At 67.6% G+C, this 22442-nt stretch carries 21 protein-coding genes and 1 pseudogene; 13 read left to right on the forward strand and 9 right to left on the reverse strand.

Going from position 1 to position 22442, the window contains the following annotated elements:
* Positions 1-11: 11 nt before the first annotated feature.
* From G8760_RS19115 to G8760_RS19140, 6 genes are read right to left on the reverse strand one after another with little or no spacing between them, the layout of a single operon-like run.
* Positions 12-1655, reverse strand: a complete 1644-nt coding sequence (locus G8760_RS19115) for an amidohydrolase (protein WP_166354075.1) — start codon at positions 1653-1655, stop codon at positions 12-14.
* Between the two features lie 4 nt (positions 1656-1659).
* Positions 1660-3087: a purine-cytosine permease family protein gene (locus G8760_RS19120; protein ID WP_166354077.1), complete on the reverse strand. Its 1428-nt coding sequence runs from the start codon at positions 3085-3087 to the stop codon at positions 1660-1662.
* Positions 3088-3127: 40 nt separating this feature from the next.
* The gene (locus G8760_RS19125) at positions 3128-3679 is read right to left on the reverse strand and encodes a DUF3156 family protein (RefSeq protein WP_166354079.1); all 552 of its coding nucleotides are present in this window, start codon (positions 3677-3679) and stop codon (positions 3128-3130) included.
* A complete protein-coding gene (locus G8760_RS19130; protein WP_166354081.1) occupies positions 3676-5079 on the reverse strand; it encodes an APC family permease in 1404 nt (467 codons plus the stop codon). Before G8760_RS19130 ends, G8760_RS19125 begins: the two co-directional genes overlap by 4 nt.
* A gap of 4 nt (positions 5080-5083) precedes the next feature.
* Positions 5084-6427, reverse strand: coding sequence for an aminotransferase family protein (locus tag G8760_RS19135; RefSeq protein WP_166354083.1), 1344 nt, complete (start codon positions 6425-6427; stop codon positions 5084-5086).
* A 12-nt stretch (positions 6428-6439) separates the two neighbouring features.
* Positions 6440-7930 carry an aldehyde dehydrogenase gene (locus G8760_RS19140; protein ID WP_166354085.1) on the reverse strand — a complete coding sequence of 497 codons (1491 nt, stop codon included), beginning with the start codon at positions 7928-7930 and terminating at the stop codon, positions 6440-6442.
* A 117-nt stretch (positions 7931-8047) separates the two neighbouring features.
* Here G8760_RS19140 and G8760_RS19145 point away from each other — a divergent pair, with 117 nt between their 5' ends.
* Positions 8048-8656, forward strand: coding sequence for a TetR/AcrR family transcriptional regulator (locus tag G8760_RS19145; RefSeq protein WP_166354087.1), 609 nt, complete (start codon positions 8048-8050; stop codon positions 8654-8656).
* A 35-nt stretch (positions 8657-8691) separates the two neighbouring features.
* Here the strand turns inward: G8760_RS19145 and G8760_RS19150 are convergent, their stop codons facing one another.
* The gene (locus G8760_RS19150) at positions 8692-9612 is read right to left on the reverse strand and encodes a LysR family transcriptional regulator (RefSeq protein WP_166354089.1); all 921 of its coding nucleotides are present in this window, start codon (positions 9610-9612) and stop codon (positions 8692-8694) included.
* A gap of 184 nt (positions 9613-9796) precedes the next feature.
* On the opposite strand from G8760_RS19150, the gene G8760_RS19155 reads away from it, so the two are divergent.
* The 6 genes and pseudogenes from G8760_RS19155 to G8760_RS19180 all read left to right on the forward strand — a co-directional run bounded on the left by G8760_RS19155 (position 9797) and on the right by G8760_RS19180 (position 14820).
* Positions 9797-11077, forward strand: a complete 1281-nt coding sequence (locus G8760_RS19155) for a flavin-containing monooxygenase (protein ID WP_343074427.1) — start codon at positions 9797-9799, stop codon at positions 11075-11077.
* Positions 11074-11514 (forward strand): RidA family protein, encoded by a 441-nt coding sequence (locus tag G8760_RS19160; RefSeq protein WP_166354091.1) that lies wholly within the window; start codon positions 11074-11076, stop codon positions 11512-11514. The genes G8760_RS19155 and G8760_RS19160 overlap by 4 nt, the downstream gene beginning before the upstream one ends.
* On the forward strand, positions 11511-12179 hold the full coding sequence (locus G8760_RS19165; RefSeq protein WP_166354093.1) for a DUF1028 domain-containing protein: 669 nt from the start codon (positions 11511-11513) through the stop codon (positions 12177-12179). Before G8760_RS19160 ends, G8760_RS19165 begins: the two co-directional genes overlap by 4 nt.
* A complete protein-coding gene (locus G8760_RS19170) occupies positions 12176-13318 on the forward strand; it encodes an amidohydrolase (protein ID WP_166354095.1) in 1143 nt (380 codons plus the stop codon). Before G8760_RS19165 ends, G8760_RS19170 begins: the two co-directional genes overlap by 4 nt.
* Positions 13319-13472: 154 nt before the next feature.
* Positions 13473-14099: pseudogene (locus tag G8760_RS19175) on the forward strand (lyase family protein); the annotation flags it as partial.
* Positions 14100-14139: 40 nt separating this feature from the next.
* Complete coding sequence (locus G8760_RS19180) at positions 14140-14820, forward strand: cysteine hydrolase family protein (RefSeq protein ID WP_207782510.1); 681 nt, start codon at positions 14140-14142, stop codon at positions 14818-14820.
* Between the two features lie 147 nt (positions 14821-14967).
* Here G8760_RS19180 and G8760_RS19185 read toward each other — a convergent pair whose 3' ends face one another.
* Positions 14968-15270 (reverse strand): putative quinol monooxygenase, encoded by a 303-nt coding sequence (locus G8760_RS19185; RefSeq protein WP_166354099.1) that lies wholly within the window; start codon positions 15268-15270, stop codon positions 14968-14970.
* 224 nt (positions 15271-15494) lie between these two features.
* Here G8760_RS19185 and G8760_RS19190 point away from each other — a divergent pair, with 224 nt between their 5' ends.
* The 6 genes from G8760_RS19190 to G8760_RS19215 all read left to right on the forward strand — a co-directional run bounded on the left by G8760_RS19190 (position 15495) and on the right by G8760_RS19215 (position 21635).
* Entirely contained in the window at positions 15495-17057 is a 1563-nt protein-coding gene (locus G8760_RS19190; RefSeq protein ID WP_166354101.1) for an HNH endonuclease signature motif containing protein, read from the forward strand.
* Between the two features lie 418 nt (positions 17058-17475).
* Positions 17476-17676: a hypothetical protein gene (locus tag G8760_RS19195; RefSeq protein WP_166354103.1), complete on the forward strand. Its 201-nt coding sequence runs from the start codon at positions 17476-17478 to the stop codon at positions 17674-17676.
* A gap of 108 nt (positions 17677-17784) precedes the next feature.
* On the forward strand, positions 17785-20016 hold the full coding sequence (locus G8760_RS19200) for a heavy metal translocating P-type ATPase (protein WP_166354214.1): 2232 nt from the start codon (positions 17785-17787) through the stop codon (positions 20014-20016).
* 138 nt (positions 20017-20154) lie between these two features.
* Positions 20155-20379: a heavy-metal-associated domain-containing protein gene (locus tag G8760_RS19205; RefSeq protein ID WP_166354105.1), complete on the forward strand. Its 225-nt coding sequence runs from the start codon at positions 20155-20157 to the stop codon at positions 20377-20379.
* Between the two features lie 390 nt (positions 20380-20769).
* A complete protein-coding gene (locus G8760_RS19210) occupies positions 20770-21276 on the forward strand; it encodes a DUF488 domain-containing protein (protein WP_166354107.1) in 507 nt (168 codons plus the stop codon).
* Positions 21277-21281: 5 nt separating this feature from the next.
* Positions 21282-21635, forward strand: coding sequence for a DUF4186 family protein (locus tag G8760_RS19215; RefSeq protein WP_166354216.1), 354 nt, complete (start codon positions 21282-21284; stop codon positions 21633-21635).
* On the opposite strand, the gene G8760_RS19220 is transcribed toward G8760_RS19215, so the two are convergent.
* Positions 21616-22440, reverse strand: coding sequence for an alpha/beta fold hydrolase (locus G8760_RS19220; protein ID WP_166354109.1), 825 nt, complete (start codon positions 22438-22440; stop codon positions 21616-21618). The two genes, G8760_RS19215 and G8760_RS19220, sit on opposite strands and share 20 nt — an antisense overlap.
* Between the last annotated feature and the right edge of the window lie 2 nt (positions 22441-22442).

A 22442-nucleotide genomic window follows, 5' to 3' on the forward strand; every position in this document is an offset into this window, starting at 1 on the left:
GTTCACCTTCGCTACCCGCTGACTACCTCACCGCCAACCATGGTGAGCACCGGTTTAACCGCGCTGATCCTCTCCGCGGCCAGGATGTCCTGGTCGAGGACGACGATGTCGGCCAGTTTGCCTTCTTCGATGGTGCCGGTGTCGGTGTCGAGGTGGTTGGCGTAGGCCGACCCGGCAGTGTAGGCGGCTAGTGCGGTGGGCAGCTCGATGGCTTGGTCCGGTTCGAGGGGGACATGTAGCGCGTCGTCGCCCACCGCATGGGGGTCTTCCGGTGGACCGGTCCGGTGCACGGCGGTGTGCAGTGCCCAGAGTGGGTTGGGGTCGGTGACCGGCCAGTCGCTGCCCATCGCTAGGCGTGCGCCGGCGCGGGCCAGCGCGCCGAACGGGAAGTGCCACGGTTCGCGGTCCGGGCCGAGCAGGGGAAGTTTGCGTTCGACGATTTCGGTGTCGCGCCTGGCCCAGAGCGCCTGGATGTTGGCGATCACGTCGAGCTGTGCGAAGCGGGCGATGTCGTCGGGGTGGACGACGTCGAGGTGGGCGATCTGGTGACGGTGGTCCGCACCGGGGTTGGCGCGCCGGGCGGACTCGATGGCGTCGAGTGACTCGCGGACCGCGCGGTCACCGACGGCGTGTAGGTGGATCTGGAAGCCGTCGGTGTCCAGCGCCCGGGCGATCTGCCGCAGCTCGTCGGGGTCGATGAACGACATACCGGTCGCGCCGGGATGGCCCCCGGTGTGCAGATACGGGCTGAGCATCGCGCCGGTGCAGTTTTCGCAGATGCCGTCCTGCATGATCTTCACGCTGGTGGCGCGGAACCGGCCGCGGCGGCCCTGGTGTCGGCGGGTCCGCAGCTCGTCGAGCTGCTCGATCCCACGTTCGGCGGCCCACCACAACGCTCCGGTGACGCGGGCGGTGAGCAGGCCACGCTCGGCGAGGCTGAGGTAGATCGGCAGGTTGTCGGGGGTGCCCCACATGGAGCCGACGATGGCGTCTTGCCACGCGGTGACGCCGACGGAGTGCAAATGGCGTTGTGCCTCCAGCAGCGCCCGTTCGAGCAGGTCAGTACCGGGTTCTGGGATGAGGCGGGTGACGAGCTCGGCGGCCGACTCGACGAGCACCCCGGTGGCCACCCCGGCCGCGTCGCGGTTGATCCGGCCTCCCGGCGGATCAGGTGTGGTGTTGGTGATTCCGGCCAGTTCCAGGGCCCGGCTGTTCACCCACACGCCGTGGGCGTCATGGCTGGCGAGCGCTACCGGCCGGCCGGGGACCACCTCGTCGAGGAGCTCGCGTGTCGGCAGGTGACCCGGGAAGGTGTCGCCGTACCACCCGGCTCCGGTGATCCACTCGTCGTCGTGGGCATCGGCGTAGGCCTTGATCCGGTCGAGGTAGACCTCCAGCGAATGCGGCAGCTCGGATAGGTCACATCGCAGCCGGCGTAGGCCCGCCTCCAGCGGGTGGACGTGGGCGTCCTGGAATCCGGGGAGGATGGTGCCGCCCGCGGCGTCGATCACCTCGGTGCCGGTTTCCGCGAGTTCGAGCACCTCGTCGTCGCCGACCGCGACGATCCGCCCCGAGCTGATCGCGACGGCGCTGGCCGGGCGGTCCGCTCCGGCGGAGAAGACGGTGCCGCCGCGAAGAATGGTGTCCACGTGCATCAGTTCACCTCACCGGGGCCGGTTCTTCGACTGCCTGCGTCTGAGCTGGCTCGGTGATGACGTCGGGGCGCCGCCGCGCCAACAGGTAGTACACCCCGCCGGATACCACCAGGCCGAACATCCAGGCCAGGTCGACGCCGCCGATAGCGCGGGCGATCGGCCCGGTGTACAGCTCGGTGACGGCGAACGGAACCTGGACGGCTACGCCGAGAGCGTAGACACCCAGCGCGGTCCAGTTCCAATAACCGTAACGGCCGCCGTCGGCGGCGAAGAACGCCTCGACGTCGTAGTGGCCGCGCCGGACGAGGAAGTAGTCCACCAGGTTGATCGCCGACCACGGCACCAGCACGTAGAGCAGCAGGAGAATGAAGTTCTTGAAGTTGACGAGGAAGTCTCCCTGGCCGGCGATGGCGACGACGAGCCCGACCGCGTGCAGCGCCACCGTGGTGACGATGCGGCCGCGCAGGCCGGGGAGCCAGCCCTTGCGGAACGTTTCACCGATGGTGAGCGTGTTGAGCATCGCGCAGTAGATGTTGCCGGCGTTGGTGCTGGCCGAGGCCACGGCGAAGGCAAGGAGCACCACCGTGCCCAGCCCGCCCAGCAGGTTCCCCAATCCGGCCATCGGTTCGCTTCCCGGAGCTGCGGCTCCGACCAGCGCGCCGAGACTCATGACGAAGATGGTGCTCAGCACCGAGCCGCCGTAGGTGCCCCAGAACGCGCCGCGCGCACCGAACCCTGCGGGCAGATAGCGGGAGTAGTCCGAGACGTACGGTGCATACGCTTTCTGCCACACGGCGCCGATCGCCATCACGGAGAAGAAACCCACGGCGTTGAACTCCCCGGACAACACACCGTCGGCGGCGCCGTTGGTCCCGATCCAGATGAGCGACATCACCACCAGTGCGCCGATGACAACCGCCCACAACGAGACGATCGCGCGGATCAGGCGCAGGCCGAAGATGGAGATCACCAGGCTGATGCTCGCCGCGATGCAGATCCCGGCCGTCACGCTCAGGCCCGGGACGACGTGGTGTAGTGCCTGGGCGCCGACGACGAGGTTGGAGATGAAGAACCCGAGGAACATCACGAGGGCGATGACGACGATCAACGCCGCGCCCCGGGCCCCGAACTGGCCGCGGGCCTGCAGCATCTGCGGCACGCCGAGCTGCGGACCTTGCACCGCGTGAAGGGCCATGAAGATTCCGCCGACGACGTTGCCGAGCACGATGGCGACGAACGCCCACCAGAACGGCAGCGCGAAGACGACGGTGGCGATGGCCCCGGTGACCACGGTCAGCGGCAGCATGTTGACGCCGAGCCAGATGCCGAACAGGCCCTTGCCGGACCCGTGCCGCTCAGCCAGTGGGATGGGGCCGATGGTGTGCCGCTCCAGCACGCGCGCGGGGGCGTTGGGCGGATCGGGCAATGTCATGTCGGTTCCTCTCGGTGCTGGGTAGGGCTCTGCCTGGTGATTAGCGCCGGGCAGGCCGGACAACGGAGGTGGAGAGGGTGCCCGCCGCTTCCCGGAGGGCGGCGGCGATGGTGCTGGCTTCGGGCGGATGCAGCGTGGTGCTGTAGTTCACCGGCGGGAAGTAGACGCGCAGGTGGCTCGCCGCGTACGGTTCGACCCGCAGCCGCCAGTGCGTGGCCCGCGGGCACCAGGTGACGGTGAACGACGTGAGGTCGATGGTGCGGGCTAGGGCGTCGACGGCAGGTCCACGCAGGGCGGCGCAGAGGTCGGTGAGGTCGCGTGCGGATGTGGTCCATCGATAGCGGCGTTCGCGGGACGCGGTCACCACCAGCCGAAGTGAACACGGCTGGCCGGGGCCGTCCGACGCCGGTACGTCGACGTCGGCTTGGAGCTGGCGGATCCGCCCCAGCAGCATGCGTTGAACCCGGAAGCTCAGGTCGATGGGGTGCGGTTCGCCGTCAACGCGGATCCGGTCGGGCAGCCGCTCGATGACGTCGAGGCCGGCCTGGCGGAACGGGAAGGCCTGGGTGTCGAGCAGGCGGCCCACCATCATCGCGGCCTCCCGGCTACGGCCACCGGCGGTTCCGGCGCGGCGGGACCGGCGGAGGGCAGCGGCGCCGGCGTGAAGAACGGCAGCCGCTTAACGATCTTGAGCCACACCACGGCGTAGCCGAGGATCACCGCGGCGCATCCCGCCGCTCCGAGCCATACGGTCGTGCGCATGCTGGGGTCCGGATGGATGTTGACGATCATCCACCCGCACATCGCGATGCCCATGATCTGCGGCAGCGGATACAACGGGGTGCGGAAACCGCGCCTGGCGTGCGGATAGCGGCGGCGCAGCACGATGACGTCGACCTGGGCGAGGATGTAAGACAGCAGCCACATCACGGTCGCGACGAGGATCAAGGTGAGAATCGATCCGCTGTCCGCCACCGTGACGATCGCCGCGATGATCAACGCCGTGACCCCGAACACCGCGACCCACGGGGTGTGGAAACGCGGGTGCACCCAGGCGAACACCCGCGGAAGCATGCCGTCGCGGGCCAGTCCGTACACCATCCGGGGCACCGCGGCCAGGATCGCCGACACCGAACTCGCCGCGGCCAGCACGGTGGCGGCGGTGAGGATCAGCAGCCCGGTCCGTCCGCCGATGCTCTCGGCCACCAGCAGGTGCGGGATGGCCGATGATGCGAGTTCGTCGAGGCCGACGTACTTCAGTGCGGCGAACCCGAACAACATGTCGACGCAGAACACCGTGACCAGTCCGACGATCATCGCCCGGGGGATGATCCGTCCAGGTCTGCGGATCTCCTCGCTCATCGGGCAGACGAACTCGATGCCGATGAACAGGTACACCCCGAGCGCCACCAGCTGGGCGATCTCGCCCCATCCGGCCGGGTTGAACACGATCGGATCGGCGACGAGTGTCCCGCCACCGGCTTCCATCAGGCCGGCGACGCCGAACCCGATCAGCACGAGCATCATTGCCCCGGTGACGACGGCCTGGGCCCGGCCGAAGGAGCGCACGCCCAGCAGGTTGATGACGCAGAAGATCACCGTGACCGTCACGGCGAACACCATCGGCGACACCGCGGGTATCAGTTCCTGAGCGGCGAGGCCGCCCACCATCTGGTTGGCCGGCTCCACCGTCGCCACCAGCACGATGTAACCGGCGAGTACCGCGAATATGGCGGGGCCACGGCCGAGCGCGGGTGCGGTGTACGCGCCGATCATGCCGGCGCCGGGGATCAAGTTCGCCAGCTCCGAATAGGAGAACGCGATCAAGATCATCACGAGCAGGGCGGCTCCGGCGGCAACCACGAACGCCGGCCCGCCGAGCCCGAAGCCGTTGCCCAGCGTCGTCAGCGTGGTGGCGGCGACGACGAGGCCGATCCCGGTGAACAGCGCGGGCCAGAAGCCGAGTGCGCGTTCCAATCTGGGCGCGGTCACGGCACTAACCTTTGACCACGCCGTCGGGGCCGGTCCGGCTGAGGACGTCCCGCAGCGCGACGGCGATCCGATCGGCGGCGGTGTGCTCGAGGGTGAGGGCGGGGGACAGGACGAGCCCCTGCGCGGAGTCGCGGACGATCACCGCGTGGTCCCGGCGCACGGCATCGGCGATGCCCTGGGTGCCGGGTAGCGGGGTGCGGCTGGTGGTGTCGGTGACCAGTTCGATGCCGAGCATCATGCCGACCCCACGGATCTCGCCCACCACGGGAAGGTCCCGCAGCTCCTGGGTCAGCCGCGACTTGAGATAGGTGCCGATCTCGTCTGCCCGGGCGAGTAGTCCTTCTTGGGCGATGATGTCCAGGTTGGCCAGCGCCACCGCGCAGCCGGTGGGGTGGCCGTTGTAGGTGTACCCCATGGGAAAGCCGTGGTCTCGGCCTAAAGACTCGGCGACCTGGTCACCGACGAGGACGGCGCCCAGCGGGAAGTAGCCGGAGGTGATGCCCTTGGCGGTGACGATGATGTCGGGCTGGACGTTGAACCGTTGGGCGGCGAACCAGGCGCCGACCCGGCCGTACGCGGTGACGACCTCGTCGAAGATGAGGAGGATGCCGTGTTTGTGCAGGACTTCCTGGACCCGTGGCCAGTAGTCGTCGGGCGGCACGACCATACCGGCCACCCCCATGATTGGTTCACCGATCATGGCGGCGATGTTGTCCGCCCCAATACGTTCGATGGTCTGCTCCAGCTCGCGGATGCAGAAGTCGGTGCAGTCGTCGCCGTCGAAGAGTTCGCGGCGGTACGGCCACGGGGGTGTGAGGTGCTCGACGTGCGGCAGCATCGGCCCGAAGCCGTCGTGGAAGACGGGGAATCCGCTGGCGGTGCCGCCACCGTAGGCGATGCCGTGGTAGGCGCGATGGCGGGCCAGGATCCACGTCCGGCTGCCTTCGCCTCGGCGGTGGTGGTGATAGCGCGCCATCTTCAGCGCTGCTTCGATTCCTTCCGAACCGCCGCTGGTGAAGTAGACGTGGTTGATGGTGTCCGGGGCGAGTGTGGCCAACCGGTCGGCGAGGCGGATCGCGGGCGGGTTGGAGAACTCCCAGAAGCTGGTGAAGTACTCCAGTTCCCGCATCTGCGCGGAGGCGACGTCGGCGAGTTCGGTGCGGCCGTGCCCGATCTGGGCCAGCCAGAGCCCACCGGTGGCGTCGAGGTATTCGCGGCCGTCGACGTCCCATAGGGACGAGCCCTTGCCACGAGCCATGATGACCCGTTCAGACGTGGTCGCGGGCAGGTATGGATGAATGATCCGGGCTCGGTCGATCGCGGCCAGGTCGGTATGCGAAGGCGACATCGATCTGCTCCTCTAGTGTGTGATCCAGGTGGTCTTGAGCCCGGTGAACTTGTCTAGGGCGTGCAGGGAGAGGTCGCGGCCGAAGCCGGACTGGCCGAACCCGCCGAACGGCGTCTGCGGGCTGAGCGCGTCGACGGTGTTGACGGAGACGGTGCCGGCCCGCAGCGCGCCGGAGACGCGTAGTGCGCGGGACAGATCCGCCGTCCACACCGATGCCGCCAGGCCGTAACCGCTGCTATTGGCCAGCCGCACCGCGTGTGCCTCGTCGTCGAACGGGATGACGGACAGGACCGGCCCGAAGATCTCCTCGCGGGCGATCCGGCTGTCGGGATCGACGTCGGTGAACACCGTCGGCTGGACGAAACAGCCGCGTCCGTCGACGCTGACCCGGTCGCCGCCGGTTGCTAGCGTCGCGGTGCGGCGGCCGTCGTCGATGAAATCCAGCACGCGCCGGGTGTGGGTCTCGTCGACGAGTGCACCCATGCGGCTGGCGGGGTCGAGCGGGTCGCCGGGGGTGTGGTCCTGGGCGGTGGCGACGATCCGGGCGACCAACTCGTCATGGATGCTCCGTTCGACGAGGAGCCGGGAATTCGCGGAGCACACCTCACCCTGGTTGGTGAAGATACCGGCGCAGGCCGCTGTCGCGGCCGCGTCGAGGTCGGCGCAGTCGGCGAACACCAGGTTGGGGCTCTTGCCGCCACATTCCGGCCAGACCTGTTTGAGGTTGGACTCCCCGGCATACCGCAGGAACAGTTTTCCGACGGCGGTCGAGCCGGTGAAGGCGATGCAGTCGACGTCGGGATGCAACCCGAGCGCCTTGCCGGTCACCTCACCGATACCCGGCACCACGTTGAGCACCCCGTCGGGTAAACCGGCCTCGGCCGCGAGCTCGGCCAGCCGCAGCGCGGACAGCGGTGATTGCTCGGCCGGTTTGAGGACGACGGAGTTCCCCGCGGCGAGTGCGGGTGCGAGTTTCCACGCCGCCATGTCGAGGGGGAAGTTCCACGGGACCACCGCCCCGACCACCCCGAGTGGTACCCGGGTGACCAGCGCTAAGTCACCGGGGCTGGTCGGGGCGATCTCGCCGTACAGTTTGTCCAGCGCCTCGCCGTACCAGCTGAACAGGGCGGCCGCACCGGGCACATCGACCTGATAGGCGTCCGTGACCAGTTTGCCCATGTCGAGCGTGTCGAGTAAGGCCAGCTCCGGCGCGTGCTCGGTGATCAGCTCGGCGAGGCGCATCAGCACTCGTTTTCGCTCCGCGGGCGCGGCGGTTGCCCAGGTTCCCGCCTCGAACGCGCTGCGGGCCGCGGCGACGGCGGCATCGACGTCCTCGGGTCCACACGCCGCGACAGCGGCCAGCGTTGCGCCGGTGGCCGGGTTGATCGTGTCGAAGGTACGGCCGGAGACGGCGGGCACCGGCTTGCCGCCGATGAAGGCGGCGGTCCGTGGTTCTATGGCAGCCGCTCGAGTGCGCCACCACTGATAGCTCGGGTTGTCCACGTCGCCCTCGCAAGTTCGCTAGGATTTGAACAGGAATTCAAGTTATGGCCTGCATCACAGGTGAGCAAGGTGGAGCGGCATCGAAAAATTTGAACCACTGCATCAAGAAAGGCACCGATGGTCCGAAGCAAGAAGCACTACACGCGCCGCGAGCAGCTGATTGATGCCACCTTGCGATCTGTCGCCGAGCGTGGCCGGGACAACGTCCGGATCCGGGATATCGCGGCCGAGGCGGGTGTCTCGCCGGGATCGGTGCTTTATCACTACCCGGAGCTGAGCGAGTTGATGTTCGATGCGCACCGCACCGTGGTGGAACGTTTCTTCCGAAGCCGGGTCGAGACCGTCGAGGCGCGCGGAACCGCTGGAGATCGGCTCGTGGCCGCCGTCGACACCGGGCTGCCGAGTGGGCGAGACGACGACGTCGCCAGGACGCTCTACGAGATGCACAGCCTCGCTGACCGCAGTTCAGTACATGCGGCCCTGATGACCAGTCTCTTCGACCGGGAGGTCGGCCTCTATGCGACGATCTTGGAGGTCGGCAGGTCAACCGGTGAATTCACGCTGGCGCAGCCGGCCCGGGCCGGCGCCACCACCTTGGTCGCCTTGGAAGACGGGCTCGGGCTGCACCTGCTCAGCAACAACACCTCGGTCGACCTGCCGCTGGCGCGCCGGCTTATGCTCGCCGCGGCCCAGCAGGCCACGGGGGTCGCGCTAGTAGGGGAGTAGGGCCGGGACGGAGTCGGGTGTTCCGGCGTGCACCATTAGGTGCCGGGCTGGCTTTGCCACATCCGCTGGCACACGGAGATGAAGGCTTGCGCCCGCCGGGTGAGCCGGGCGCCCCGCGGGTAGGCCACGACGAGCGGCAGGCTGGGGACGTCGTCGGCGATCTCGAGGATAGCCACCGGCCGCTGCTCGAACTCGGTGGGTACGGTCGAGCGCTGGTTGAGCAACGCATACCCGTGGCCCGCCGCGACGAGTGCGCGCACCGTCTCGTAGTTCGTCGACCGATGCCGCACCTGCGGGGTGGCTCCGGCCGCCGCCATCACGGACATGAAGTACTTGGCGCTGTGCGGCAGGTCGAGCAAGATCATGGGTTCGGCCGCGATATCGGCCAGATGTATCCGGCCGGCGGTGGCGAGGGGATGGTCCGCCGCCACGATCACGTGCACCGGCACGTCGGCCAGCGTCGTGCGCTCGACCTCGTCTCCGAGGTCGATGTCGTAGAGCAGCGCGACCTCCACCCGTCCGGTCAGGGTCGCCTCGCGTACCGCTTCGATCTCTCCCTCGAAGAACGACAACGTGACGTCGGGATAACGCTGCCCGAACTCGGTCAGCAGCCGCGGGAGGAAGAACGGCGCCAGCGTCGTGAAGTAGCCGACGTGCAGGCTGCCCCGGACCGCGTGGCCGAGTCCGTGGGTGACTTCGATCAGCTCGCTGGCATGGTTGAGAAGGTTGCGGATCTCGGCCAGGAACGCCTCGCCGGCGTGGGTGAGCGAGAGCCCTTTGGCGTGGTGGCGGATGAACAACTGCACGCCGAACTCCCGCTCGAGTTGGGCGACGGCGGTCGACACCGCGGATTGTGACACCAGGAGCTCGTTGGCGGCGCGGGTCATACTCCCGGCCTCGGCCGCCGCGGCGAAGTACCGCAACTGGACGAGGGTGAAGTCCGGTTCTCTCGGCATTGGTTCCCCGCTCTGGACGGCGGACATCGGTCACAGCAGGTGCATCAACGTATCAGATGCCTTGCGCCGGAAACATCTGTTGGACACATGCCTTGGGCTCGCGTTGGACTGGTTCCGTTCGATTGAGACGAGTGAGGAGGCCGAGTTGACCAGCACCGAACCCGAGCCCGGTGGGGCGGACGACGTGGACGGCGAACGCTCTGGCCACGACGTCGACGTCCTCGTCGTCGGCGGGGGCCAAGCCGGCCTGGCCATGAGTGAACATCTCAGCGAGCGAGGTATCACCCACCTCGTCCTCGAGCGGCACCGCATCGCCGAACGCTGGCGTTCGCAGCGGTGGGACACCTTGGTTGCGAACGGGCCCGCCTGGCACGACCGTTTTCCGAGCCTCGAATTCGTCGACGTCGAGCCGGACGCCTTCGCGTCCAAAGAGCAGGTCGCGGACTACTTCGTCGCGTATGCGGAGAAGATCGGCGCACCGGTCCGGTGTGGTGTCGAGGTGACGGCGGTACGACGGAACACCGGCGCGCCAGGGTTCTGGGTGCAGAGCTCGGCCGGATCGCTCAACACCCGCTTCGTCGTCGCCGCGACCGGGCCGTTCCAGCGGCCCGTCATCCCACCGATCGTGCCGCCGGACGCGGGGCCGGTGCAGATCCACTCCAGCGCCTACCGGAACCCGGCACAGCTGCCCGAGGGGGCCGTCCTGGTGGTCGGCGCGGGATCGTCCGGGGTGCAGATCGCCGACGATCTTCGCAGGTCGGGACGGCGCGTGTACCTGTCGGTCGGTCCACACGACCGGCCACCACGCCGCTATCGCGGCCGCGACTTCTGCTGGTGGCTCGGCGTCCTCGGGAAATGGGACGCGGACACTCCTCCTCAGGGCGCGGAGCACGTCACCATCGCGGTCAGCGGCGCACGCGGCGGTCACACCGTCGACTTCCGTGCCCTGGCCGGCGACGGCATCCACCTCGTCGGGATGACCACGTCGTTCGACGGTGGAAGACTTCGGTTCGCACCGGATCTGGGGGAGAACATCACCGGCGGCGACGCCAGCTACCTGAGGCTGCTCGACGAAGCCGACGCCTATGTCGCCCGCAACGGTCTCGACCTTCCGGAGGAACCGCGGGCCCGCATCGTTGGCCCGGACCCGCAGTGCGTGCGCGACCCGCTGCTCGAACTCGACCTGGCCGACGCGGGCGTTACCTCCATTGTCTGGGCGACGGGGTTCGCCACCGACTACGGCTGGCTGCACGTCGATGCGTTCGACGAGAACGGCCAGCCGAAGCACCGGCGTGGCGTGTCAGCCGAACCCGGCGTGTATTTCCTGGGTTTGCCGTGGCTGTCCCGGCGCGGATCGAGCTTCATCTGGGGGGTCTGGCACGACGCCAAGTACGTGGCCGACCACATCGTCACCCAGCAGGGCTACCTGGCCTACGGAGCCGACACGTCGGGGGCGGCGATATGAACACACCTATCCGCGCCGGCGGCCACGTCCGGATCCGCCCATTCAACACCCGCGACACCTACCCTGAGCAGAACCTCGACAACGACCTGTGCCAAGCGGTGGTGGCCGGCAACACCGTCTACATTCGCGGCCAGATCGGGCAAGACCTCGACACCAGCGAATCGGTTGGTGTCGGCGACGTCGAGGCTCAGGCGGAACGGGCGATGGCGAACATCGACATGTTGCTGACCGAAGCCGGCGCCCGGATGGAGCACCTGGTCAAGCTGACGATCTACCTGGTCGATCCACGTTTTCGAGAACCCGTCTATCGCACCATCGGCCGGTGGACCCGGGGTGTACACCCGATCTCCACCGGGCTGGTCGTCTCCGCGCTGGCTCGGCCGGAGTGGCTGGTCGAGGTCGATGCGATCGCAGTGATCCCGGAGGAGGAACGGTGACCTTTTCGGTGTTGGGGACCGATGGCCGCGGTGGCGTCGGGATGGCGGTGTCGTCGTCGAGCCCCGCCGTGGCGGCACGCTGCGTACACCTGCGCTCCGGGGTTGGTGGTGCCGCCTCCCAGAATGTCACCGACCCCCGGCTCGGCACCTTGCTGCTGGACGCGTTAGAGCGGGGTTGCTCCCCGGAGCGGGCGATGGCTGAGGTGACGGCGTCCACGGCGGACATCGAGTACCGCCAGCTGACGGTGCTCGACCGCACCGGTGCGGGGGCGATCTACTCCGGTCGCCATGCCCTCGGCGTGGTCGGCGAACGGCGGGGACGGTCCGTCGTCGTCGCGGGCAACTTGCTGGCGGCTTCGACCGTGGTCGACGCGGTCGCCGGGGCTTTCGAGCAGGCCGCTGGGGACCTGGAGGTCCGCCTCCTTGCCGCCCTCGAGGCGGGTGTCGCCGCCGGTGGAGAGGAGGGACCGCTGCGTTCGGCGGGCCTGGCCGTGGTCCGTGAGGTGCCATGGCGGGAGACAGACCTACGCGTCGACTGGCACGACGAGCCGGTGGCTGAGCTTCGCCGGTTGGTGCAACTGTGGCTGCCGCAACGCGACGATTACGTCACCCGCGGTCTGTGCCCGGGGGACGCGCCGTCGTACGGCGTCCCCGGGGACCAATGATGGCCGCGAAGGACCATGCCGCCGCCAAGGTGACCACCGTCCACGATCAGCTGGTCCGGCTCTCCGAACAGCTGCACGCCCATCCCGAGACGGCCTGGGAAGAACACCGGGCGGCGCGATGGGTCGGCGAGGTGCTGGCCGGCCATGGGTTCGACGTCGCCGCCGGCTATCTCGGGTTGGATACCGCCCTCCACGCGACGTATGGGACGGGACCGTTCCGCGTCGGGTTATGTGCCGAGTACGACGCGTTGCCCGGCCTGGGCCACGCGTGCGGGCACAACGTGATCGCCGCCATCTCGGTGGGGGCAGCTCTCGCTCTCGCGCCGCTGGCCGACGAGCTGGGCATCACCGTCGAGGTCTACGGCACCCCCGCCGAGGAGGGCGGCGGCGGCAAGATCGAGATGCTGGATCGCGGTGCGTTCCACGGCCTCGACTTGGCCATGATGGCTCATCCGGCGCCGGTCGACGTCGCTGAGGCGCGGCCATTCGCGGTGTCCCATTCCCACGTCTCCTACCGGGGCAAAGCGGCACACGCCGCGGCCTACCCGGAGCATGGTGTCAACGCCGCCGACGCGTTCACCATCGCCCAGGTAGCGGTTGGCCTGCTCCGTCAGCAGCTTCCGCCCAGTGTCCGGGTACACGGCGTGGTGACCAACGGCGGTGCGGCCCCGAACGCCATCCCGGAGCTGACCGAGGGCCGGTGGTACGTACGCGCGGAGTCCATGCACGAGCTGGCCGAGACCGAGGAACGGGTATGGCGTTGTTTCGAGGCCGGCGCTCTCGCCACCGGATGCGAACTCTCGGTGGTGCCGGAGAGTAAACCCTACGCCGAGTTCCGGGCCGACGACGCTGCCCTGACGGCGTATCGCCGCAACGCCGAGGAGCTGGGCCGGGTGTTCGCGGCGGGAGGCACCGCCGCGCGGATGAATCGTGCCTCCACCGACATGGGCAACGTCTCGCAGGTGGTGCCGGCGATCCACCCGTACGTCGGCGTCAACTCCCTGCCAGCGTTGAACCACCAGCCCGAATTCGCCGACCACTGCGTCGGAGTCGACGCCGAGCGGGCGATCCGGGACGCCGCCACCGCGCTGGCATGGACCGCGATCGACCTGGCCAATCGACGCGGAGGCGGAGCGTGACCACGGCGGGTGGCGCCCAGCCGCGGCACGAGCGCGACTTCCTCGGCGAGCGGGTCATCAGCGGCGACGTCTAGCTGGGCCTGCTCGATGACGACGTCGCCGAGGTGATCGACCAAGCGGCCCAGGACGTGTGCTCCGGCGCACTCGACCGCCGATCGTGTCCGCGGTCGACCTCATCGAAGCGACCTCCGACGTGGGCTGCTTCGTCCAGGTGTCGGCGACCCTGAAGCGAACGGCGATCAAAGTATCCAAGATCTGCAACGACCTGCGCCTGCTCTCGTCGGGTCCCCAGACCGGCCTCGGTGAGCTGCGGCTGCCAGCCCGCCAGGCCGGTTCCAGCATCATGCCCGGCAAGGTGAATCCGGTCATCCCGGAGTGCGTGAACCAGATCGCCTTCGCCATCATCGGCAACGACGTCACCGTCACCGTCGCGGCGGAGGCCGGCCAGCTCCAGCTCAATGCCTTCGAGCCGGTCATCGCCCACAAATTCTTGGAAGGCATCGACTGGATGGTGCGTGGACTCGACAGTCTGCGCACCCTGTGTGTCGACGACATCGAGGCCAACCGGGACCACCTGGCCGCGATGACGGACAGCAGCGTCGGTGTCGTCACCGCTCTCACGCCGCACATCGGCTACGCCACGGCAACGATCATCGCGCGCCGCGCGCTCGCCGGAGAAGGGACGGTCCGCGAGCTGGTGCTCCGTGGTGGACAGCTCACCGCGCAGCAGCTCGACGACGTCCTCATGGTAGAGAACCTGACCGGCAACACATCGTGGTAGTCCGCTGGGCGGACTCTAACCCGAGGATAGGCTCGCGAGGATGTCGATCCATCCCGAGCGGGCCATCCATAACTGGTTCATCGAAGAACGCGAGTATCACCGCCAAGAGCAGCAACGTGGCCGGCGGCACGCTTACGAACGCGTCGATTCGGCGAGAGCCGCGCTGGTGGTCGTCGACCTCGTCCCGTTCTTCGCCGAACAGTTGCCGTATGTTCACGGCATCGTGCCGCGTGTGAACCTGCTAGCCGATGTGTTCAGGGAGACCGGAGGGACGGTCGCGTGGGTCGTTCCGGGCTACTCGACGCCAACTGCCAAAGACCGAACGTTCTTCGGCGATGAGGTCGCCGAACTCTATGCGCGATCCGGCGGTTCCGGCGAACCCATGACCCGGCTGTTAAACGAGCTGACGCCCTCCGAGGACGACATCGCGGTGGAGAAGAGCGTATACAGCGCCTACTTTCCAGGCAGTAGCCCGCTGCCGGAACTGCTCGCCGCACGGGACGTCGACACGTTGGTCGTGGCCGGCGCAGTCACCAACGTCTGCGTTGAAGCGACCGTCAGAGATGCCAGCACCCAGGGACTTCGCGTCATCCTGGCGGCCGACGCATGCGCTGCCAGACGCGACCAAGACCACAACGCGACATTGCACACCATCTACCGCAGCTACGGTGATGTGCGACCGACTGAAGAGATCGTCGGCCTGCTCCGCGAGCACCGCTGACTCACGGAGTCCTGTCAGCCTGCTGGCTCAGAGTTGCGGATAGCGGCGGATCCGAGGGGTCTATCCGCAATTCTGAGCCACGAGGTCGACTCGAGAACGTGGTTGCAACCTTCTCGCTTCCGGGTAACGCGGATCCGCGATGCCCGGTCATGTTGTGCGTTCTCCGGTCAAGGACCGCGTGTTGGCGATGTCGTATTCGGCTACCGAGGCCGACAGCATCGCGGCGCTCTGGTCGTCGCTGGGGCCGCTGCCGCGGAATGCTTCGACCGCGGCCCGGGATTCCCAGCGCTCGTAAATGTTGATGCGGCCGGCGTCGTGAAGGTCGGCACTGATGGCGAAATCGAGGCACCCATCGGCCTGGCGGGCCTGTTCGACGATGCTGACGCAGCCGGCGAGATAGGAGTCGCGCTGGTGAGGTTCGACGGTGATGTGTCCTGCGACGATGACCATCGGGTGTGCTCCTTGCCTGGGGGTGTTCGCGTCGGGTCGGTCCTAGTTGTGCGTCACTGTTTAGACAGCGCGGAACGTCGAGATTCATCGGCATCGTTCTCCGCCGCCAGGTATGTCGGTGAGTGCTGGCAGGTAGGGATTTATCAGTGTTTAACGTTGGTTTGCGCCCGGTAGACGTTGTTTGGTCGCCGACGTTGTCGGTGGCGGCCGGTAGGGTCGGATATATGTTCGAAGATGATGCCTTGGCAGGTCGTTCGCCGCACCCGGTGGGTGAGGTGCTGGACGCTGCTGAGGCTGTTTTCGATCGGGCGGGCGAGGTGGATGCTTGGAGTGTCAGTGATGATGATCTGCTGGAGGTTCTTCTCCGGTGTCATGCGCTTGCGGCCCGCCAGGCTGAGCTGTTCCTGCGCCTTCTTGCCGAGGCGGATACTCGTGATGTCGGTCGTCGCATGGGTGCCTCGTCCACGACGGCATGGATCCGCGACGTCCTTCGGATTCGCCCCGGGGTGGCCAAGGCTTCGGTGGACCTCGCTCATCGGCTCAAGGCGCCGGCAGAGGCCGAGGATTATGCCGCCAACCCCGGCGTAGGGGCTGGTGGCCGTTCGATGCCGGCTACCGCGGCGGCGCTGGCTGCCGGACAGGTGTCGGTTGATCATGCCACCGTCATCTCGAAGACCATGGCTCAGCTGCCCACCGACGTCAGCAGCGAGGATGCTGCCAATGCGGAGGCTGATCTTGCTGCTTTCGCTCGGGAGTATGATCCGGGCACGCTGCAACGGTTGGCGACGCACCTGCTGCATGTCTTGTCGACCGAAAGCCTTGAACAACGTGAGGAACGCGCGTATCGCAAGCGTCGTCTGCGGCTGGTAGACAACGGCGACGGCACGGTACGCATCTCTGGGTTGTTGTCCAGCGAAGACGCCGCCACGGTCCGGACCGCTCTGGATCCACTCGCCGCGCCCAGTCCCGCAGCCGACGGCGAACGTGATACCCGGGCTGGCGAGCAACGCCTGGCCGATGCCCTCGTCGAACTCTGCCGCCGCCACTTGCAGGCGGGGACACTACCGAGCAGCCACGGTCATCGACCCCAGCTGTTGTTGCTCGCTGAGCTGACCGCCCTTATGGGCGCCCACAGAGACGAGGACACTGCCGCAAGCGGGTCTGCGGCACCTGGCGGTGACGAACCGACGGCTGCTGGTGGTGCCGCTGGATGCGGATCGTGGTCGCGGCGTTGGTTGGAAGACACCTGGGCGGCACGTTTCGGTGTGGCACCTGGTGAGCTGGCCTGGGGTGATCCCGTGTCGACGGAGACGCTGCGTCGGCTCTGCTGTGCTGCCGATGTCACAAGTGTGCTGGTTGATCCGCATGGTGTCCCTTTGCGGGTCGGGCGCGCCGAACGCACCGTCACCGCCGGTATCTACACCGCGTTGGTTACCCGTGACCGGGGGTGTGCTTTTCCCACGTGTACGCGGCCGCCGGCCTGGTGTCATGGCCACCACATCCGGCATTGGGCTGATGGTGGCGATACCGACATGGACAACATGGTGCTGTTGTGCGGGCATCATCACCGGGTCATCCACCACGGCGGGTGGGATGTGCGGATGGGTCCTGATGGGCATCCCGAGTTTCTGCCGCCGCCGTGGGTGGATCCCGACCGGGCGCCACGCCGAAACACCAGACCCCGGCCTGACCACCAACCCCCGCCCGGACACCGGTCGCGAAGACATGGCCGGCAGAAACATACCCGCCGTCATGACCAGGCACAACAACCGCCACCTCACAGTTGACGAACACCTTCGTCGTCTGTTTGCCCAGGTGTGGGCACACGCGCCCGAGGTTACGCGACCAATCAGCTCGCCATCAGGCGAGCGGTTGGCCGCGAGACCTGGCCTGAGCGCGGGGAGGGGCTTTCCATCGTTCCGTCCCAGCTGAGTCAGCGGATCAAACGCTTGGGGCGCGACGTTGGGCGGCTCTGTTTGGGCGCACCACCCGGCACGTCCCCCTCACTCCCGCCGAGCTGACCTACTTCCGCTTGCGTTACCGGGGCTATCCCGGCCACCTGCACCGCTACGGCGGCTTTGGTGGGAGTTCCCATTGCTGGAATATACCCCTACGGGGTATTGGTTATGGCCCGGCAGAAGCGAAGTCGATCGTGGGAGGGAGCGCCATGAAGAGAACGAGCCACGCCGCCGGGAGAGGTGCGTGATGAGGGCATCGATCAAGCTCGGTGGCTACCTGTGTGTTCTTGCGGTGGCGTTCGCCGCCACCTACGGGGTCGGTGCGGTCACCGGAAGCCCTATCGACCGGTCCGAACGGGACGGTGATCACCAGTCGGATACCCGGGGCGATCACAACGACGTTGGTGAGACGCGCTCCGACGACACCCGCGGCCCGGCCGAGCACTGATACACGAGAAGGAGCAGCATAGTGACGATAGGTACGGCTAGAGGCGCGGCTGAGACAAGCGCCGCTGCCCCTAGCACCCCGACACAGGTGGAGATCTCGATCGGCGGGATGACGTGCGCGTCGTGCGCCAATCGGATCGAGCGGAGCCTGAACAAGGTCGATGGTGTCACCGCGTCGGTCAACTTCGCGACCGAGAAGGCGAAGGTGGAGTACTCGGGCGGGGTCTCGCCAGAAGAGCTCCTCGCCGTGGTCGAGAAGGCGGGCTACGACGCACGTTTGCCGTCGGAGCCGGCCGCAGCGCCGGATGGGGAGAACGCCGGCGACGGTGCTCGCGCCTCGGGCGACGAGGAGCACAACCGTGAGTTGCGGTCGTTGCGGACCAGGCTGATCGTCGGCGCGGTGCTGTCGGTGCCCGTGATCGCGATGGCGATGGCGCCCGCGCTTCAGATCGACTACTGGCAGTGGCTGAGCCTGACCCTGGCTGCTCCGGTGATTGTGTGGGCAGGGTTACCGTTCCACCGCGCGGCGTGGGCGAACCTGAAGCATGGCACCGCCACCATGGACACGCTGATCTCCATGGGCACCAGCGCAGCTTTACTGTGGTCGCTTTACGCGCTGTTCCTCGGCACAGCCGGCGAACCGGGTATGACACATCCATTCGAGCTCACTATCGCGCGGGTGGACGGCTCGTCGAACATCTATCTCGAAGTTGGCGCCGGGGTGATCACGTTCATCCTGTTGGGCCGCTACTTCGAAGCGCGATCCAAGCGGCGAGCGGGTGCGGCGCTGCGTGCGTTGCTAGAACTCGGTGCGAAGGAAGTCTCGATCCTGCGCGATGGACGCGAGGTCCGCGTCCCGGCCGACCAACTGGCGGTGGACGATGTATTCCTGGTTCGCCCTGGTGAGAAGGTCGCCACCGACGGCGTCGTCGTCGAGGGCGCCTCGGCCGTCGACGAGAGCATGCTCACCGGCGAGTCCGTGCCGGTGGAGGTGACGGCAGGAGATCGGGTCGTAGGGGCCACCGTTAATGCCGGAGGCCGGCTCGTTGTCCGCGCGACGAGGGTGGGCGGCGACACACAGCTGGCGCAGATGGCCAAGCTGGTGGAAGAGGCGCAGACGGGGAAGGCGGCGGTACAGCGGCTGGCGGACCGGATCGCTGGTGTTTTCGTGCCGATCGCCATCGCGGTTGCTTTCGCGGCGCTCGGTTTCTGGCTGGGTTCCGGAGCCCCTGCCGCGGCCGCGTTCACCGCCGCGGTAGCTGTGCTGATCATCGCCTGCCCGTGCGCCCTAGGGCTGGCCACACCGCTGGCCCTCCTAGTTGGTACCGGCCGTGGCGCGCAGATGGGGGTGTTGATCAAAGGACCGGAGGTTCTGGAATCAACCCGCAAGGTGGACACGGTTTTGCTGGACAAGACGGGCACGGTCACCACCGGGCAGATGACCCTCGTAGACGTCGTCGCGGCGGAGGGGGTGGCCGAGACCGACGTACTGCGCCTGGCCGGAGCCCTGGAGGACGCCTCCGAGCACCCCATCGCACAAGCCATCGCGAAGGGAGCGCGGCAGACGATTGGTGAGCTGCCGGCTGCGGAGTCGTTCGCCAACGTCGAAGGTTTGGGGGTTCAGGGTGTCGTCGACGGGCACGCCGTTGTTGCCGGGCGGGAGAGCCTGCTCGCCGACTGGTCACAGCCCCTCGGCCCAGCGCTGGCCGAGGCCAAGACTGTCGCGGAGCGGGAGGGCAAGACCGTCGTGGCGGTTGGCTGGGACGGAGCCGCACGGGCGATCTTGGTGATTGCCGACGCGGTTAAACCCACGAGTGCCGAAGCGATCGGGCAGCTCCGGGAGCTCGGCCTGACGCCCATCCTGCTCACCGGTGACAACGAGACCGTCGCGCGTACGGTCGCGGCCGAGGTGGGGATCGACGAGGTGATCGCCGAGGTCCTGCCGAAGGACAAGGTCGATGTGGTCAAGCAGCTGCAGGCGGATGGCAAGGTCGTTGCGATGGTCGGTGATGGAGTCAACGACGCCGCTGCGCTGGCGCAGGCCGACCTCGGTCTGGCCATGGGCACCGGGACCGACGTCGCCATCGAGGCGAGTGACCTGACGCTGGTGCGTGGTGACCTGCGGGCCGCGGCCGACGCCATCCGGCTATCCCGTAAGACGCTGAGCACTATCAAGACCAACCTGGTCTGGGCGTTCGCGTATAACACCTCGGCTATTCCGCTCGCTGCGGCGGGGTTGCTGAATCCGATGCTGGCCGGCGCGGCCATGGCGTTCTCGAGTGTCAGCGTCGTGGCCAACAGCCTGCGTCTGCAGCGCTTCACTTCGTCGAACCGATCCTGACCGTTCGGCACGAAAGAGAAGCCGGCGTGAGGAGGAGGGGAGAACAAGGGACAGAGCCAGGACTCCGACACATTTCTTGGCACACACCGGTGCCAGATAGGGAACTACCCAACCACTTCCGAGCAGGAGGAGATCTCGATGGAAAGCACCGAATACAGCGTGACCGGCATGACGTGCTCGCACTGCGAGCGATCGGTTGCCCAGGCGGTCAACACGATCGCTGGGGTGAGTCAGGTGGCCGTGGACGTGCGAGAGGGCCGGCTGGCCGTGACTGGTGATCAGACGGTGGCGCCCGAAGCCGTGATCGCGGCGATAGAAGAGGCGGGCTATTCGGCAGAGCATCATCCGGTGGATCAGGCGTAGGGCCGGCACCGGTCCACCTTCGCCGCCAGTCGGGGCGCAAGCGAACTCGGCAACTTCGACGCGCTCACCGAGGGGTTCTCGGCCGCGTTTGTTGGCGCCGCGATCACTGCCGGGGCGGGCGCCGTACTCGCGATCATTACGTGGCGGAAGATCTCGTCGCGCACTGGCGCCGAGTAACAGGGAGTGCCGCGAAAGGTGGCTGGCCCGGTCGGACGGGATCGGGCCAGCCACCGTCGCATGCGCTCAACGCACCAAGCACGGCAGGCGTTCGGTTGTCGCGCGCGTTGAGGTACTTGCCGGGTGGCAACACCGGGCCTCGGAGCTGGCTGCCGAACTCTGCTGGAATACCCGACACAGGGTGTCGTGATTCGCTGGGAGGCTGGACGCATGATGAGTGAGCGACAGTCAGGTGATCTACATAGGGTCGCGACCATTGGTGTGTACGGTTTCAACGGTGAGTCCTTCCTGGCCCGATTGCGGCACGGTGGTGTCCGATTGCTGCTCGACATCCGGCAGCGCCGTGGGGTTCGCGGGCCCGAGTATGCATGGGCCAACTCGCGTCGGCTGCAGGAAGCACTCGCCCGGGCTGGGATCGCCTACCAGCACCATCCGGGACTCGCCCCAACCACCGAACTGCGCCAGCTCCAGTATGCCGAGGATGAGCGCCAAGGGATCGGCAAGCGGTACCGCCGTCGCCTTGCGGCCGAGTACACCCGTCGCTACACCGCGGAGATCCTTGACCGGGCTGACTTCGTCCCGGTGGTGTCAGCACTTCCAGGCGACGGGACCGCCGCGCTGTTCTGCGTCGAGCGTGCGGCCGAGGCGTGTCATCGTTCACTGATCGCCCAGCGGCTGACCGACAAGTACGGCGTCACGATCGATCATCTGCAGCCGTGATGAAGATGGACGAGGTGGCCACCCGGTTAGAGCGGATCGCCCAGCAACCCTTCCGGGCCAAGTTCCGGCTGTCCGGCAGGGAGCGGGCGCTGGTTGAGCTGCGGGGCATGACCACCGTCCGCGGCCACGCCGAAGATCTGATAGCTAGCCGGCTGGCCCCTGCAGAGCCGCGCAACGACGGGCGCCAGACGCCTTACCGCGGGCACCCCGTCTTCGTCGCGCAACACGCCACCGCGACTTGTTGCCGTACCTGCTTGGCGCGCTGGCACGACATCCCAGCCGGGCGCGCGCTCGACGCGGCGGAGCGCAGCTACGTCGTTGACGTCATCTGCCGGTGGATCACGCAACAATCCCCATGAGGCGGTGGGCCAGCGCGGCGGGCTGAACCAGCGGAACCAGGTGCGCCGCGCCGGGGATCTCGACGTACGACGCCCGCCGGTATAGGCCCGCCAGCTCGCGCACCACTGTCGGTGGTGTGGACACGTCGTCACCACCGGCGACGGCAAGCACCGGCACCGACACGGCATCCGCCGCGGCACCGATGTCGAATCCGGCTAGCGCGCTCCAGGTGGCCGCCCAGTGCTCAGGGCTCACCTCGTTGAGGTGGTCCATGGCGTAGTCCACCACCGGCTGCGCGCGCTGTGCGGCCGGGCCGAACCAGCGGTCCAGGGTGGTGGCCACCACTTGGTCGCGGTCCTGGTCCGTCAACGATGCGGCCCGCGCCATCATCGGGCTGCGTGGGAACGACGCCGCGGTAGCGATCAGCGCCAGCGACCGAACGTGGTGCGGGTAATCGACGGTGAAACGCTGCGCGACCGCGCCACCGAAGGAGACCCCCACCAGGTTGACCTGTGGGTGGCCGAGTGCCGCGATGACGTCGGCCAGATCGGCGGCGAGCTGATCTACGCCGGTGATCGGTGCCGCGCCGGATGCCGTGCCGTGCCCGCGCAGATCGTAGGCGTAGATCGGGGCCGGCGGTCCGGCGTCGAGCCGGAGGAGGTGGGATACCGTCGGTTGCCACATCTGGTGGTCGAGTAGCGCAGCATGGATGAACACGGTGGGAAGACCGTCGCCGGTTCCCCATTCAGCGACGACGGTTGCGTGGTCGCGTAGCTGAACCCGGCGGATCTGGGCCGGTTCGTTGAAGGTATTCGTGGCCGCCACGG

Origin of the sequence: Phytoactinopolyspora limicola (assembly GCF_011320225.1) — a bacterium.
In the GTDB taxonomy this organism is placed as follows: Bacteria; Actinomycetota; Actinomycetes; order Jiangellales; family Jiangellaceae; genus Phytoactinopolyspora; species Phytoactinopolyspora limicola.

Excerpts from the sequence above, each read along its gene's own strand:
- G8760_RS19115 (WP_166354075.1), bottom strand. The coding sequence starts at position 1,655 with ATGCACGTGGACACCATTCTTCGCGGCGGCACCGTCTTCTCCGCCGGA.
- G8760_RS19120 (WP_166354077.1), bottom strand. The coding sequence starts at position 3,087 with ATGACATTGCCCGATCCGCCCAACGCCCCCGCGCGCGTGCTGGAGCGG.
- G8760_RS19125 (WP_166354079.1), bottom strand. The coding sequence starts at position 3,679 with ATGATGGTGGGCCGCCTGCTCGACACCCAGGCCTTCCCGTTCCGCCAG.
- G8760_RS19135 (WP_166354083.1), bottom strand. The coding sequence starts at position 6,427 with ATGTCGCCTTCGCATACCGACCTGGCCGCGATCGACCGAGCCCGGATC.
- G8760_RS19145 (WP_166354087.1), top strand. The coding sequence starts at position 8,048 with ATGGTCCGAAGCAAGAAGCACTACACGCGCCGCGAGCAGCTGATTGAT.
- G8760_RS19150 (WP_166354089.1), bottom strand. The coding sequence starts at position 9,612 with ATGCCGAGAGAACCGGACTTCACCCTCGTCCAGTTGCGGTACTTCGCC.
- G8760_RS19160 (WP_166354091.1), top strand. The coding sequence starts at position 11,074 with ATGAACACACCTATCCGCGCCGGCGGCCACGTCCGGATCCGCCCATTC.
- G8760_RS19170 (WP_166354095.1), top strand. The coding sequence starts at position 12,176 with ATGATGGCCGCGAAGGACCATGCCGCCGCCAAGGTGACCACCGTCCAC.
- G8760_RS19180 (WP_207782510.1), top strand. The coding sequence starts at position 14,140 with ATGTCGATCCATCCCGAGCGGGCCATCCATAACTGGTTCATCGAAGAA.
- G8760_RS19185 (WP_166354099.1), bottom strand. The coding sequence starts at position 15,270 with ATGGTCATCGTCGCAGGACACATCACCGTCGAACCTCACCAGCGCGAC.
- G8760_RS19190 (WP_166354101.1), top strand. The coding sequence starts at position 15,495 with ATGTTCGAAGATGATGCCTTGGCAGGTCGTTCGCCGCACCCGGTGGGT.
- G8760_RS19195 (WP_166354103.1), top strand. The coding sequence starts at position 17,476 with ATGAGGGCATCGATCAAGCTCGGTGGCTACCTGTGTGTTCTTGCGGTG.
- G8760_RS19200 (WP_166354214.1), top strand. The coding sequence starts at position 17,785 with ATGACGTGCGCGTCGTGCGCCAATCGGATCGAGCGGAGCCTGAACAAG.
- G8760_RS19205 (WP_166354105.1), top strand. The coding sequence starts at position 20,155 with ATGGAAAGCACCGAATACAGCGTGACCGGCATGACGTGCTCGCACTGC.
- G8760_RS19210 (WP_166354107.1), top strand. The coding sequence starts at position 20,770 with ATGAGTGAGCGACAGTCAGGTGATCTACATAGGGTCGCGACCATTGGT.
- G8760_RS19215 (WP_166354216.1), top strand. The coding sequence starts at position 21,282 with ATGGACGAGGTGGCCACCCGGTTAGAGCGGATCGCCCAGCAACCCTTC.